Below are 13671 nucleotides of genomic sequence, written 5' to 3'. Positions count from 1 at the left end.
TCGGAAGTCAGCGGCTGGATCCGTGATCCTGATTGGGTGACCAAAACCTCAGTCAAAACAATCACCTGCTTACCTTCCCCGCTGCCTCGTCGCCGTGTGCTCCGTGGCAGCGGATGCGTACTTTATAGATCAGACCCCGAGCGCGCAACCCCTTTCGCCAAAAACTTTCATTTTTCTGTCATGACAGGGGATAGGTCCGTTTGGCGGCTGCCTTAAAGGCCAGGCTCTCCGCATCCTTCTCCTTATAGAGAGATGCTCTCTCTATAAGGAGAAGGGTGCTATCAAGGGGGAAAGTCGCCAAAAGAAAAGGCCCGCCGCTGATCGTGTCAGCGACGGGCCCTATGGATCTTCCTGATCCTTAAACACCACCTTCCATAGTGATGTCCTTAAAATTTACACCGGGGCTTCCCTTCCTTGGGTGCAACACTTCCATGCGCCGGCTGCCTCGGTGTTTGCACAACTTACCGAATTGTAGCGGTCATGTCCAACTTTTATGTACAAAAACTGCTGCAGGTGTATGACTTGTCCAGGAATAAGGTTATCCCTTGTGCACCCGTACCCTGGCATAACGCTTTTTACCGGCCTGGATCACGTATTCATGACCCACTGCGAGCATGTGTCCTGCCTCTACCTTGTTGCCATCAATCCAGACACGTGCGTTTTTTAGCATGTCCTTTGCCTGAGCACTATTGTTGGCAAGGCCGGCTCGATTAAGGATCAGAGCAATGGGCGCTTCCGCCATATCCTCCACAATAACCTCTACTTCCGGCAGATCATCCGGCAGCTCGCCTTCCTTGAGCTGATTGCCACTGGCGCGGTGTGCTCCGACAGCGGCCTCTTCGCCGTGAAAGCGGGCCACCAGCTCACGCGCCAGTACCATCTTGACGTCACGCGGGTTGGTGCCGTTGTCCACGTCACTCATCAGCGCCCTGACTTCTTCCATGGGCTTGAGCGACAGCAGCTCGAAGTAGCGCCACATGAGCGAATCCGGCATGGACACAATCTTGTTGAACATCTCACCGGGACGATCCGTGATGCCGACATAGTTGCCCAGTGACTTGGACATCTTCTGCACACCATCCAGGCCTTCAAGCAGCGGCATGGTCAGGACCACCTGCGGTGTCTGTCCATAATGCTTTTGAAGCTCACGCCCCATTAATAGATTGAACTTCTGATCGGTGCCGCCGATCTCGATATCGGCTTCCAGTGCGACCGAGTCATACCCCTGTATAAGTGGGTAGAGAAACTCATGAATGGCTATGGGCTGGTTGCCGCGATAGCGCTTTTCAAAATCATCACGCTCCAGCATGCGGGCTACGGTGGTCTGGGCGGCCAGACCGATCAGATCGGCGGCCGACATGGCACTCATCCACTGCGCGTTGAAGACCACCTTCGTACGCTCGGGATGAAGCACCTTGAACACCTGCTCCTGATAGGTACGCGCGTTGGCCATGACGTCTTCCTGTGTCAGTGGCTTTCGCGTCACGCTCTTGCCGGTAGGGTCTCCGATACGCCCGGTGAAGTCACCAATCAGAAACAGCACCTCATGCCCCAGATCCTGAAACTGGCGCAGCTTGTTCAAAAGCACCGTGTGTCCCAGGTGAAGATCGGGGGCGGTGGGATCGAAGCCGGCCTTGATGCGCAGCGGTCGCCCCAGAGAGAGCTTCTTTTCCAGCTCGTCTTCTACAAGTATCTCGTGGACACCGCGCTTGATCAGCGCCAGCGCATCGGCAACATCGGCCATGACCTGCATCTCCTGTTTTCAGGTTGTTGCGACTGCTCCTCCCGACAGACGGGAGAACAGCAAGAAATGTGGGGCATGATAGCATGGCGTCAAACGCGGAGACCGCCCCGCCAGGAGTGAGCAGATGAGTCTTTTTATAGGTCTGATGTCCGGCACCAGCCTGGACGGTATCGATGCAGCGCTGGTGGAATGTGACCACCATCACCGTCCTCTTTTACTGGAAGCCACGGGCATCGACATGCCGGAGCCCTTGCGCCGCCAGCTCTGGCATCTGTGTCATGCCGGAGAAGCGGCCTTTGAAACGCTGGCAGAAACCGAAGAGGCGTTCTGCAGACTTCAGACGCAGGCCGTCGCGGCACTTCTGGAGAAAAGCGGTCATGCCGTCTCGGACATCGCTGCCATCGGCAGCCATGGGCAGACCATTGAACACCGCCCGGCGGGGCCTTTCCCGTATACCTGGCAATTGGATAATCCTTCACGACTGGCCGAACTGACCGGCTGTCGTGTCGTGGCCGATTTTCGAAGGCGGGATCTCGCCGCCGGCGGTCAGGGCGCACCATTGGCCCCCGCTTTCCACAACGCGATTTTTCGTGACCCTCATCAGTGGCGCGTCCTGCTGAACCTGGGAGGGTTTGCCAACGTCACCCTGCTACCGCCGGAGGGCAGTGACATACCGGTGATCGGCTTTGACACCGGCCCGGCCAACGCCCTGCTGGATGGCTGGTATGCCCGTCATCATGACGGCCGGTTCGATCGCGATGGCGCCTGGGCAGCTCAGGGGCAGTGCCAGGCCCCCTTGCTGGCAAGACTGTTAAGTGACCCCTTTTTTGACAGCCCACCGCCCAAGAGTACGGGCCGAGAGCATTTTCACCTGCAGTGGCTTGAGACACACCTGGAAGAGGAATCTGCGGCAGATATTCAGGCCACCCTGCTGACCCTGACCGTTGAAAGCATTGCTCGTGAACTGGAGCGCCATCTGCCTGCCGAGGCACAGACCGCGGCCTGCGTCATCCCCTGTGGCGGCGGTGCACATAATGTCGCCTTGATGGACGCCCTGAGCGCAAGACTGTCACCGATCAAAACCGGGTCCTGCCAGGCGCTGGACTGGTCACCCGACTGGCTGGAAGCCGGCGCCTTTGCCTGGCTTGCCTGGCGGCGGCTGGAAAAACTTGCAGGCAACCTGCCCTCGGTCACCGGTGCCGCAGGACCCCGCATTCTGGGTGGGGTTTACGAGCGCTGAGCTTTCCTGCTGCAGCCGGGCGCTCAGCACCCTCCTGGCATGCCCCGGCCATCAGCAACCCCAGAGCATCAGCCTTTCTCTTCGCGCACGATCAGACCTTCAGCCGCCAGCTTCGACACGGCGGCCTCCATGGTCTGCATGCCCAGCCCGCCGCCGGTCTGCAGCGCAGAGTAGATCTGGGCCACCTTGTCCTCGCGGATCAGATTTCGGATGGCGGGCGTGGCAATCAGAATCTCGTGGGCGGCAATCCTGCCCCCACCGATACGGCGCATCAGTTGCTGTGAAATCACACCCTGAAGGGACTCGGACAACATGGCGCGCACCATTGCCTTTTCATCCCCGGGGAAGACATCCACGATGCGATCCACCGTTCGGGCCGCAGAGGTGGTATGCAGCGTGGCCAGCACCAGGTGGCCGGTCTCGGCAGCGGTCAACGCCAGCCGAATGGTTTCCAGATCGCGCATCTCTCCTACCAGAATGACGTCAGGATCTTCACGCAGCGCCGAGCGCAGGGCACTGGCAACATCATGTGTATCGCGTTGCACCTCGCGCTGGTTGATCAGCGCCCGCCGGGAGTGGTGCACAAATTCGATGGGATCCTCAATGGTCAGCACATGCTGGGCACGGGCGCCGTTGATATGATCCACCATGGCCGCCAGCGTAGTGGACTTGCCCGAACCGGTAGGCCCTGTCACCAGCACCAGTCCATGCGGGCATGACGCCAGCCGTCGAAAGACCTCTCCAAGTCCGAGCGACTCCAGACTGGGCACATGCGAAGGAATGGTACGAAAAACCCCGGCGACGCCCCTGTCCTGATGAAAGGCATTGACGCGAAAACGCGAAACGCCCGGCACCTCGACGGAAAAATCGAGCTCCAGCGCTTCTTTGAAATTCTGCTGCTGGGCCTCACTCATGACCGCCATCAGCAGGCGCTCGACGTCTTCATGTTCAAGCGCCGGCACGTTAAGGCGACGAATTTCGCCATCGACACGCATCATGGCCGGCAAACCTGCCGACAGGTGAAGGTCCGAGGCACCCTGTTTTGCTGTAAAAGCCAGCAGTTCGGTAATATCCATGCGTTCGCAGTTCCGGACGTCACAAAGAGTGATCACTAATGAGCGATCAGCAGTCACGCGCGACCCCAGATCAGAGCCACGCCGTAAAGGACAATATCGTCGCCATACGCCACCGACTTGAGCAGGCCCTTGTCAGCGCCGGGCGACCGGCCGACAGTGCGGCGGTACTGGCGGTCAGCAAGACCAAACCGGCGGACATGCTGCGCGCAGCATTTGATGTCGGCCAGCGGCTTTTCGGGGAAAACTATCTGCAGGAGGCACTGGAAAAACAGCAGGCGCTGGCAGACCTTGAAGCGATCGAGTGGCACTATATCGGCGCACTTCAGTCCAACAAGACGCGTGATGTGGCCGAACACTTCAGCTGGGTCCACACGGTAGACCGTGAAAAGATCGCGCGACGCCTGAGTGAGGCTCGCCCGGCCTCCATGGACGCGCTCAATGTCTGTCTGCAGGTCAATATCAGCCGGGAAAGCTCGAAGTCGGGCGTGATGCCCGAGGCGTTGCCGGCACTGGCCGAGCAGGTCATGGCCCTGCCGGGGCTGAGATTGCGCGGCCTGATGGCCATTCCGGCGGCCAGCGATGATCCGGCGCAACAGCGACGTCCACACGCAGCCCTGCGTGAGCTTTTCGAGACACTGGCAAGGCGTTATCCCGAGGCGCCACTGGATACCCTGTCGATGGGCATGAGCGGTGACATGGAAGCGGCCATTGACGAGGGCGCCACGCTGGTCAGACTTGGAACGGCCATTTTCGGCAGCCGCGACTGAACTTCCCGACCACAAGGACACCTTTCATGGCAAGTCAATTGACCTTCATCGGCGCTGGCAACATGGCCAGCGCCATCTTCGGTGGCCTGATCGACAATGGTTACCCGGCCGAGGCCATTACGGCCACGTCCCCCGATGAGGCCATGCTCGAGCAGCATCGGGCACGCTACGGCATTCAGACCACTACCGACAATGCCGCTGCGGTCAGTGAAGCCGATGTCGTTATCCTGGCCGTCAAGCCACAGATCATGCGCGAGGTCTGCGAGCCGCTTCAGGACGCACTGCAGATCAGCCGCCCATTGGTCATCTCCATCGCCGCAGGGCTGACCATCGACACCCTCGGCCAGTGGCTGGGCGATGACAGCCTGCCCATCATTCGCTGCATGCCCAATACACCAGCACTGGTGGGCCAGGGCGCCACCGGCCTGTATGCGCCCCCCGGGCTCAGCGAGGCCCACCGCGCTCTGGCAGGCGATCTGCTGTCGGCCGTTGGCATTATCGAATGGGTAGAAGAAGAAAGCCTGCTCAGCGCCGTCACGGCCATTGCCGGCAGCGCCCCTGCCTACTTCTTCTATATGCTGGAAGCCATGGAAAATGCCGGCGTAGCACGAGGGCTTTCACGCGACATCGCGCGGCGACTGGCCGTTCAGACGGCACTGGGCGCAGCCCACATGGCAAAAGAAAGCGAACATGACCCGAAAACGCTCAAGCAACAGGTCATGTCGCCGAAAGGTACTACGGAGCGCGCCATTGCCAGTTTTGAGCAGGCCGGCTTCGAGAAAATGGTGGATGATGCCACACTGGCCTGTTTCGAGCGTGCCGAATCACTGGCACGTGAGCTGCGGGATCAGTAAATTCACTGTATCTGTCATCTTGTGACGACATAACGGAGAGTCTCCATGGGGAGCGCACTGGGCGATACCGGCATCATGCTGGTCAACACCCTGATCAACCTTTATCTGTTTGTGCTGATGCTGCGCTTTTTGCTGCATGCCTCACATGCCGACTACTACAACCCCATCAGCCAGGCGATCGTCAAGGCAACCTCGCCGCTGGTGGCCCCACTGCAGCGCATTCTGCGACCTGCCGGCCCCATTGATATCGCAACGCTTGTGGTCGCGCTGTTGTTCAAGATGGCGGGCATTGCCCTGATCTGCATGGTGATCTTTGGCTTTCCGCCCATCGGCCTTCTGGCCGTGGCAGCGCTGGCGGGCGTGGTCAACGCCATTTTGAAGATCTACTTCTTTGCGATGATCATCATGATCATTCTGAGCTGGGTCGCCCCCCAGTCCGGTCACCCCGGAGCACTGCTGGTGTTTCAGATTACCGAACCGGTCATGGCGCCAGTACGACGCGTCATTCCTGCCATCGGCATGATCGACCTCTCTCCCATCGTGGTCTTTTTGCTGATCAACGTGCTCGACAGCTTTCTGGTGGGTGCGCTCAGCCGTGCAGCCGGCCCCCTTGCACCGCTGATTTAAGACCTGACAGGCTGTCGTGCCCGCGCACGACAGCCGCCCCGCCAGCGCGCTCCCCCGACGCCTGCGACGATATGCTACAGTGCGCCTGCGACGCCGGGCCATGATTCCGGCCTGCCCTGTCTGACCGGATTTGAGTGCTGATGCCCGAGACACTGTCTTCTACATCGGTTGGCCTAGTAACCCCCCAGGTCGCCCGCTTTGATACGCCCCTGGCGCTGGCCTGCGGCCGTGAACTCCCGGCCTTTGAGCTGGTGTATGAAACCTACGGTACGCTTAACGAAACGGCCAGTAATGCGGTCCTGATCTGCCATGCGCTGTCGGGTCACCATCATGCTGCCGGCTACCATCATGTTGATGATCGAAAGCCCGGCTGGTGGGATGCGCACATCGGCCCCGGCAAAAGCATCGATACCCGACGCTTTTTCGTGATTGCCGTCAACAATCTTGGCGGCTGTCATGGCAGTACCGGTCCTGCCAGTGAAAACCCGGCCACCGGCCGCATCTGGGGCCCCGACTTTCCGCTCATGACGGTGACCGACTGGGTCAACAGTCAGGCCATGCTGGCTGACCGGCTGGGCATCCAGCGCTTCGCCGCGGTGGTGGGAGGCAGTCTGGGCGGCATGCAGGTCCTGCAATGGGCCATGAGCCTGCCCGAGCGAGTGGCCAATGCCACCGTCGTTGCCGCAACGCCACGGCTTTCGGCACAAAACATCGCCTTCAATGAAGTGGCACGCCAGGCCATACGTTCCGACCCCGAGTTCTTTGACGGCTGGTATACCGAACATCAGACCCTGCCCAGGCAAGGGCTGCGGCTGGCCCGCATGGTCGGTCATATCACCTATCTTTCGGAACATTCCATGGGCGCGCGCTTCGGACGTGACCTGCGCACCGATAGCCTCAACTATGGCTATGATGTCGAATTCGAGGTGGAGTCCTATCTGCGCTATCAGGGCGATACCTTCTCGACACGCTTTGATGCCAATACCTATCTGCTGATGACCAAGGCGCTCGATTACTTCGACCCGGCCGGTGAGCACGAGGATGACCTTCCCCGTGCCCTTTCCACGGCGACGTGTCGTTTTCTGGTGGTCAGTTTTACGACCGACTGGCGTTTCGCACCGGCCCGGTCACGCGAACTGGTCGATGCACTCCTGCGGGCCGGCAAGCATGTCAGCTATGCCAATATCGACTCTCCTCATGGGCATGATGCCTTCCTGCTGCCCAATGAGCGCTATGAGGCCGTACTGGGCGGTTTCATGACGCGTGTTGCCAATGACGTGGAACGGACTACCGAGGGAAATTTGTGATGCGGGCCGATCTTGCACTGATTTATGACTGGGTCCCGCATGGCGCTCGCGTTCTGGACCTGGGCTGTGGCGACGGTACCCTGCTGGCAGCGCTCTCGGCGCAAAAGCAGGTCACGGGCTATGGTCTTGAGATCGACAGCGACGGAATTTCACGCTGTCTTGAAAAGGGCGTGGATGTCATCGAGCAGGATCTGGACCAGGGACTGACCAATATTCCCGATGACACCTTCGATCTGGTGATCATGACCCAGGCGCTTCAGGTCCTGAGACGACCTGACCTGATGCTCGATGAAATGCTGCGGGTCGCCAATGAATGCATCATTGCCTTTCCCAACTTTGCCTGGTGGCGCCATCGCCTGTCGCTGGGCATCAAGGGCCGCATGCCGGTATCGCGCTCGCTGCCGCATGCCTGGTACGACACGCCCAATATTCACCTGTCGACCTTCCGGGACTTTTCCGATCTGTGCCGCCAGCAGGGGCATACCATCACCGACCGCGCGGTAGGCAATGGCAGCACGGAAGGCCAGTGGCGCCACCGGCGCTGGCCCAATCTTTTCGGCCAGGATGCCATCTTTCGGGTCAAGCGCTAGAACAGAAGGGTCCGGGCGTCTTGGACTTTGGTATGATCAAAGGATCAATCCGCGACGCCCAGCGAGGCCTGAACATGAATTTTCATACCCGCAAGTGGATCAAGCCCGAGGATCTCAACCCCAACGGCACGCTCTTCGGGGGCAGCCTGCTGAAATGGATCGACGAAGAAGCGGCCATCTATGCCGTCATCCAGCTGGCCAACTCGCGCGTGGTGACCAAATACATGTCGTCCATCAACTTTGTCTCCAGCGCCCGTCAGGGGGACATCATCGAGCTGGGGATTACCGCCACCCGATTCGGCAAGACATCGCTTACCCTGCACTGCGTGGTGCGCAACAAGATCACCCACAAAAATATCCTGACCATTGATGAGATTGTCTTCGTCAACATGGGCGAGGACGGCCGCCCTGCCCCGCATGGCAAAACGGAGATCACCTATCTTCGCGATCGCGAGCTGGAAGGCCCCGACAGCGCCACCTGAACCTAATAAAGGCGGCGGTAGCGACAGGCTGTCACCTGTTCGGGCGTGATATCGCAGGCCAGCATCATGACCTCTACCCCTGCCTCGCATGCTGCCTGAAAGGTGCGGGCATAGGCAAGATCCAGATGCGCTGCCGGGCGGACGTCATCAATACCGTCATGGGCGACCAGAAATACCAGCACCGCCCGGTCGCCAGCAGCGCGCAGTGCCATGAGCGTTTCCAGATGACGGCGCCCCCGGGTGCTGACCGAATCCGGAAAGTAACCACTGCCCGCCTCCTTGAGCGTCACCTGCTTGACCTCCAGCCAGACCGGGGCGCCCTCTTCAGGCGTCAGACAAAAATCAAGCCTTGAGTCCCCCGTTCTGACCTCGCGCTGCAAAGTCCACGGCGGTTCGAACGGCAGCAGTGTCCCGGCTTCCAGTGCTTCCTGCACCAGCGCATTGGCACGCCCGGTGTGAATAGAGGCCATCGCCCCATCCGGCAGCTCGATCAGCTCCCAGGTCCATGCCAGCCGGCGCTTTGGATTGTCATGCCAGGATACCCAGACCCGACAGCCAGGCACATTGACCGCGCGCATCGAGCCGGTGTTGGGGCAATGCGCGGTAATGACACGGCCATCATCAAGGCGGATGTCGGCCAGAAAACGTTTGTAGCGCGCAATCAGCACGCCCGACCATAGTGGCGGCAATTTCATGCTCCCGACTCCAGCGCCGATAGCATGGGGTGAACTACACTCATGAGGCGATCTCCAGGCCTGCTGACGTTCGTTGAAACCGGCTTGCAATTGGCATGGATTTCCTATAAACAGCACTACCCTGAATCATGCGATGCGGTAATCAGGAACAGTCTTGCGGGCTTACAGCATCGCTATTACCTGCAGTGAGGCAATCTCCCATGGCAGTAGCCGAGACGCAGTCGCCCGATACCTTTACGCCCTATGAGCCAACGCCGGGCGAAGAGTACATGAACGAGCAGCAGCTGGCACACTTCCGCCAGATTCTGCTCAACTGGAAAAACGACCTGATGACAGAGGTCGACCGCACCGTTCGCCACCTTCAGGAAGACGCCAACAACTACGCCGACCCTGCCGATCGCGCCACGCAGGAAGAAGGCTTCAATCTCGAGCTTCGCACTCGTGATCGCGAGCGAAAGCTGCTCAAGAAAATCAACGAGACCATCGAAAAAATCGATGAAGATGATTACGGCTTTTGTGACGCGTGTGGCATCGAAATCGGCATCCGACGTCTTGAAGCCAGGCCCACGGCCACACTCTGCGTTGATTGTAAAACGCTGTCTGAATTGAAGGAAAAACAGCTCGGAGGCTGAATGCCGAGCCAAAGGCATATTGAACACGGCCCCGCGGTCGTTGGTCGCTTCGCACCAACGCCCTCGGGGCCTTTGCATTTCGGCTCCTTGCTGGCCGCACTGGCAAGCTGGCTGGATGTGCGCTCACAAGGCGGTCGCTGGCTGTTGCGCATTGAGGATATTGACCCACCCCGCTGCCCACCCGGTGCCAGTGACACCATTATCAAACAGCTCGACGCTTTCGGCCTTTATCACGATGGCGCCGTCGAGTATCAGCATGATCACGACAGCGATTACCAGATGGCGCTGGATGCGCTGGTGAACGCCGGTATGGCCTACCCCTGCAGCTGCTCACGAAAGGAGTGGCAGCATTTCAGCGTCTATCCGGGCTGGTGTCGTCATGGCCCCCTGCATCCCGAGCGTGATGTCGCCTGGCGACTCAGAACCGATATCGGCGACCCGGACATCTGCTGGCAGGACCGACGAATGGGCCATCAGCGCTGGTCGTTGCCGGAGCTTGGTGATGTTGTGCTCAAGCGACGCGATGGGCTATGGGCCTATCAGCTGGCCGTGGTGGCCGATGACGCCCGTCAGGGAATAACAGATATCGTCCGTGGGGCTGATCTTCTCGACAACACGCCCTGGCAGGTTCGACTGCAGCAGGCACTGGGATATCCCACGCCCCGGTATCTACACCTCCCGCTGGTGGTGGCGGCCAACGGTCAGAAGCTGTCCAAACAAAACATGGCGCCGGCCCTTCCCCTGCAGGATCACGCCGTTCGCCCATTACTTCATGATGCCCTCACGCTGTTGGGGCAATCTCCCGAGCAGTCCATGCGCCATGCGCCTGTCAGCCACCAGCTCAGCGCCGCCGTCAATGGCTGGCGACCGCACTTTCTGACTTCTCATAATGTTCAGCAAACGACATCGAGTTGACCACTATCGACCATCGTCGTCTTTTTTTACGCCCCGTTACGCGTATGCTGACCCTAGCCAACAAGAACAGTGCACCAAAAATAAGCAAGCACGCGAGATATATGCACTATTTTAGTGCGCAAATAAGCCTCGGTATTTACCGGAACTTGTTTTGGACAATGTTAGATCAATTAAATTTTCATAGATTGATGAATTTAATGGAATTTTTTTAAATTGGCATATGCCCTGCACTAGTAAAGTCGACTGAAGAAAAATAACAGCGATCACCTGATCGGCTTCCAACAAAAACAATAGCCGGTACCGATCGACAGCCTTGCACAATAACAATATGAAAAGGTCCGTCATAAACGCGTGGATGCACTGGCTGATAATAATAACAATGGCCCCATCTCGCACGAGGCACCAATAACAACAATAAAGGCCTTTCGTTACCCAAAGAATGCGATGTCAATGCAGCGTTGTACGACAATAACAACTCAACCCTGCGACACTCCGAAACAACAATAAAACCTTCGGAGCAGCCTTGTGGCTGTCGTTATGGAAGATTGTTTTGAATACGAGATGTTCGCAGCCGTTCAGGCATATAAAAACAATAGATCACGGCATATTGCGTTCGTTGAACATGGTACGTATTCAGGGCGATGCGCCATCACGAAGAAAAACACAATGCATCATCATTGGCGGGGAGACGAAAAATGTCTCCCCGTTTTCATTACCAACTGCCGACTTGTATGACAGGCTGCTTTGCAAGCTTTTGCTGCTCGGCTACACTGACCCTCTGATCGGCGTCACAATTTATCAGGGCGCAGACAGATCGGGACATCATGGCCGTTATTTGATCGGTCCCCGGAATTTCCATCAGGTCAACATGGCTTCACCTTGACGCCCACCATTCTTCCCCGCGATCAACATCCAATTTCTCGACGAATGCTCAGCGAAAATGCGCTGAAGGTACTTTATCGTCTTAACCAGGCAGGTTTTGAAGCCTATCTGGTAGGTGGATGTGTCAGAGATTCTCTTCTTGGGCAGGTGCCCAAGGATTTTGATGTTGCCACCAGTGCCACACCGGAACAGGTTCGCAGCGTCTTTCGCAATGCCCGCATGATCGGTCGACGATTTCGCATCGTTCACGTTCGTTTCGGACGTGAAATCATCGAGGTCACCACCTTTCGCGGTGGTCACGATACCGAAATGGCCGAGCGTCACTCACATCAGTCCGAAGAAGGGCTTTTGCTGCGTGACAATGTCTGGGGCAGTATCGACGAAGACGCCATGCGTCGTGACTTTACGGTCAATGCGCTTTATTACAGCGTGCGTGACTTCGCCATTCACGACTGGACCGGCGGCCTTGAAGACCTCGAGCATCGCGTACTTCGCCTGATCGGTGATCCGGACCTGCGCTATCGTGAAGACCCGGTCCGGATGCTTCGTGCCGTGCGCTTTGCCAGCAAGCTGGATTTCACTCTGGCTGCCGAAACCGAGGCACCGCTGGCAGACTGTGCCTCCCTGCTGTTGCAGATCCCCTCGGCGCGGCTGTTTGAAGAAGTCCTCAAACTCTTTTTGTCCGGTTATGCCCTGAGCGCCTTTCACGGTCTTAGACGTCATGGCCTGTTTGCCATGCTGTTTCCGGGCACCGAGGAGTCTTTTGCGCAGCTGAGCTGGGCCGAGAAGATGGTCGAGCAGGCGCTGATCAACACCGATGAGCGTATTCGGGCCGACAAGCCGGTGACTCCGGCCTTTTTGTATGCCGCCCTGCTCTGGCCGGCCACGGTCGCGCAGACCGCGCAGCTGATCAACGAGGGCGTGCCACCGGTACCTGCTGCGCAGCAGGCTTCCCAGCAGGTACTGAATCGTCAGTTACAGCATACGTCCATTCCCAAGCGCTTCAGCCTGCCCATGCGCGAGATCTGGGACATGCAGATGATGCTGCCACGACGACGGGGCAAGCGCCCCTATCAGACGCTGGTGCATCCACGCTTTCGTGCGGCCTATGACTTTTTGCTGCTCAGGGAAACGGCCGGTGAAATAGCTTCGGGCCTTGGACTCTGGTGGACCCGCTTTCAGGAAGCCAGCGAAACCCAGCAGCGTGAAATGGTGCAGAAGGTAGAACAGGGCCAGGATGATGTCCCCGTCGATGACGAGGGACCGGAAAGCATGCCCGCCCCTGCCCGTAAGCCCAGACGCCGCCGCAGACGTCGTGCCCCCCGGGATGACCAGGAGTGAGTCACAGGGTCTGGATCGGATTGGGCAGCAATCTCGATCAGCCTCGCCGGCAGGTCCTGAGCGCGCTTGAGGACCTTGCCGGATTGCCTCTGACTGAACTGAGCGCCAGCTCTTCTCTTTACGGCAGCCGCCCGGTAGGTCCACAGGATCAGCCTGACTTCGTCAACGCCGTGGCAGTACTGGACACCCTTTTGTCCCCGCTGGCGCTGCTCGATCAGCTCCAGGCGCTGGAACAGCGTCATCGACGCGTACGACAGCGTCACTGGGGGCCACGCACACTGGATCTGGATATTTTGCTGTATGACGACCGGGTGCTCGATCTTGCGCGCCTTGTCGTGCCTCACCCCTGGCTTACCAGCCGTGCCTTCGTGGTCCAGCCCATGCTGGAAATTGATCCTGAACTCTGCCTGCCTGACGGCCAGCCCTTGAACCGGCTTTGCGCAGCAGCGCCCTCGAATGACTTGAAGCGTCTATCGCTCTGACCCTAGACTCGACCAGCCATATTGGCTGCAGACTGTC

15 protein-coding genes are annotated in these 13671 nt (G+C 58.6%); 12 read left to right on the top strand and 3 right to left on the bottom strand.

Annotated elements, in window-relative coordinates:
• Nucleotides 1-538 precede the first annotated feature (538 nt).
• Nucleotides 539-1744: a tyrosine--tRNA ligase gene (gene tyrS / locus KSP9073_RS16730; RefSeq protein ID WP_108844123.1), complete on the bottom strand. Its 1206-nt coding sequence runs from the start codon at nt 1742-1744 to the stop codon at nt 539-541.
• Nucleotides 1745-1868: 124 nt separating this feature from the next.
• On the opposite strand from tyrS, the gene KSP9073_RS16725 reads away from it, so the two are divergent.
• The gene (locus KSP9073_RS16725) at nt 1869-2984 is read left to right on the top strand and encodes an anhydro-N-acetylmuramic acid kinase (protein ID WP_108844112.1); all 1116 of its coding nucleotides are present in this window, start codon (nt 1869-1871) and stop codon (nt 2982-2984) included.
• Between the two features lie 68 nt (nt 2985-3052).
• On the opposite strand, the gene KSP9073_RS16720 is transcribed toward KSP9073_RS16725, so the two are convergent.
• Entirely contained in the window at nt 3053-4060 is a 1008-nt protein-coding gene (locus KSP9073_RS16720; protein ID WP_108844111.1) for a type IV pilus twitching motility protein PilT, read from the bottom strand.
• 38 nt (nt 4061-4098) lie between these two features.
• Here KSP9073_RS16720 and KSP9073_RS16715 point away from each other — a divergent pair, with 38 nt between their 5' ends.
• The 6 genes from KSP9073_RS16715 to KSP9073_RS16690 all read left to right on the top strand — a co-directional run bounded on the left by KSP9073_RS16715 (nt 4099) and on the right by KSP9073_RS16690 (nt 8687).
• Nucleotides 4099-4827 carry a YggS family pyridoxal phosphate-dependent enzyme gene (locus KSP9073_RS16715; RefSeq protein ID WP_108844110.1) on the top strand — a complete coding sequence of 243 codons (729 nt, stop codon included), beginning with the start codon at nt 4099-4101 and terminating at the stop codon, nt 4825-4827.
• 26 nt (nt 4828-4853) lie between these two features.
• Nucleotides 4854-5681 carry a pyrroline-5-carboxylate reductase gene (gene proC / locus KSP9073_RS16710; RefSeq protein WP_108844109.1) on the top strand — a complete coding sequence of 276 codons (828 nt, stop codon included), beginning with the start codon at nt 4854-4856 and terminating at the stop codon, nt 5679-5681.
• Nucleotides 5682-5726: 45 nt separating this feature from the next.
• Nucleotides 5727-6308 (top strand): YggT family protein, encoded by a 582-nt coding sequence (locus KSP9073_RS16705; RefSeq protein WP_108844108.1) that lies wholly within the window; start codon nt 5727-5729, stop codon nt 6306-6308.
• Between the two features lie 140 nt (nt 6309-6448).
• Nucleotides 6449-7615 carry a homoserine O-succinyltransferase MetX gene (metX, locus tag KSP9073_RS16700; RefSeq protein WP_108844122.1) on the top strand — a complete coding sequence of 389 codons (1167 nt, stop codon included), beginning with the start codon at nt 6449-6451 and terminating at the stop codon, nt 7613-7615.
• The gene (gene metW / locus KSP9073_RS16695; protein ID WP_108844107.1) at nt 7615-8205 is read left to right on the top strand and encodes a methionine biosynthesis protein MetW; all 591 of its coding nucleotides are present in this window, start codon (nt 7615-7617) and stop codon (nt 8203-8205) included. Before metX ends, metW begins: the two co-directional genes overlap by 1 nt.
• Before the next feature lie 74 nt (nt 8206-8279).
• A complete protein-coding gene (locus tag KSP9073_RS16690; protein WP_108844121.1) occupies nt 8280-8687 on the top strand; it encodes an acyl-CoA thioesterase in 408 nt (135 codons plus the stop codon).
• Between the two features lie 2 nt (nt 8688-8689).
• Here the strand turns inward: KSP9073_RS16690 and sfsA are convergent, their stop codons facing one another.
• On the bottom strand, nt 8690-9382 hold the full coding sequence (gene sfsA / locus KSP9073_RS16685; RefSeq protein ID WP_108844106.1) for a DNA/RNA nuclease SfsA: 693 nt from the start codon (nt 9380-9382) through the stop codon (nt 8690-8692).
• 200 nt (nt 9383-9582) lie between these two features.
• Here sfsA and dksA point away from each other — a divergent pair, with 200 nt between their 5' ends.
• From dksA to folK, 5 genes are all read left to right on the top strand, one after another.
• Nucleotides 9583-10014 carry an RNA polymerase-binding protein DksA gene (gene dksA / locus KSP9073_RS16680; protein WP_108844105.1) on the top strand — a complete coding sequence of 144 codons (432 nt, stop codon included), beginning with the start codon at nt 9583-9585 and terminating at the stop codon, nt 10012-10014.
• Entirely contained in the window at nt 10015-10929 is a 915-nt protein-coding gene (gene gluQRS / locus KSP9073_RS16675) for a tRNA glutamyl-Q(34) synthetase GluQRS (RefSeq protein WP_108844104.1), read from the top strand.
• A gap of 622 nt (nt 10930-11551) precedes the next feature.
• Nucleotides 11552-11812: a hypothetical protein gene (locus KSP9073_RS17550; protein WP_133241045.1), complete on the top strand. Its 261-nt coding sequence runs from the start codon at nt 11552-11554 to the stop codon at nt 11810-11812.
• 44 nt (nt 11813-11856) lie between these two features.
• Complete coding sequence (pcnB, locus tag KSP9073_RS16670; RefSeq protein ID WP_108844103.1) at nt 11857-13152, top strand: polynucleotide adenylyltransferase PcnB; 1296 nt, start codon at nt 11857-11859, stop codon at nt 13150-13152.
• The gene (gene folK / locus KSP9073_RS16665) at nt 13149-13634 is read left to right on the top strand and encodes a 2-amino-4-hydroxy-6-hydroxymethyldihydropteridine diphosphokinase (protein ID WP_108844102.1); all 486 of its coding nucleotides are present in this window, start codon (nt 13149-13151) and stop codon (nt 13632-13634) included. Before pcnB ends, folK begins: the two co-directional genes overlap by 4 nt.
• The last annotated feature ends 37 nt before the right edge of the window (nt 13635-13671 follow it).

Source organism: Kushneria phyllosphaerae, assembly GCF_900312995.1.
Taxonomy (GTDB): domain Bacteria; phylum Pseudomonadota; class Gammaproteobacteria; order Pseudomonadales; family Halomonadaceae; genus Kushneria; species Kushneria phyllosphaerae.
The sequence above is the reverse complement of the archived record's forward strand: the minus strand, read 5'-3'. Positions and strand labels throughout refer to the sequence as shown.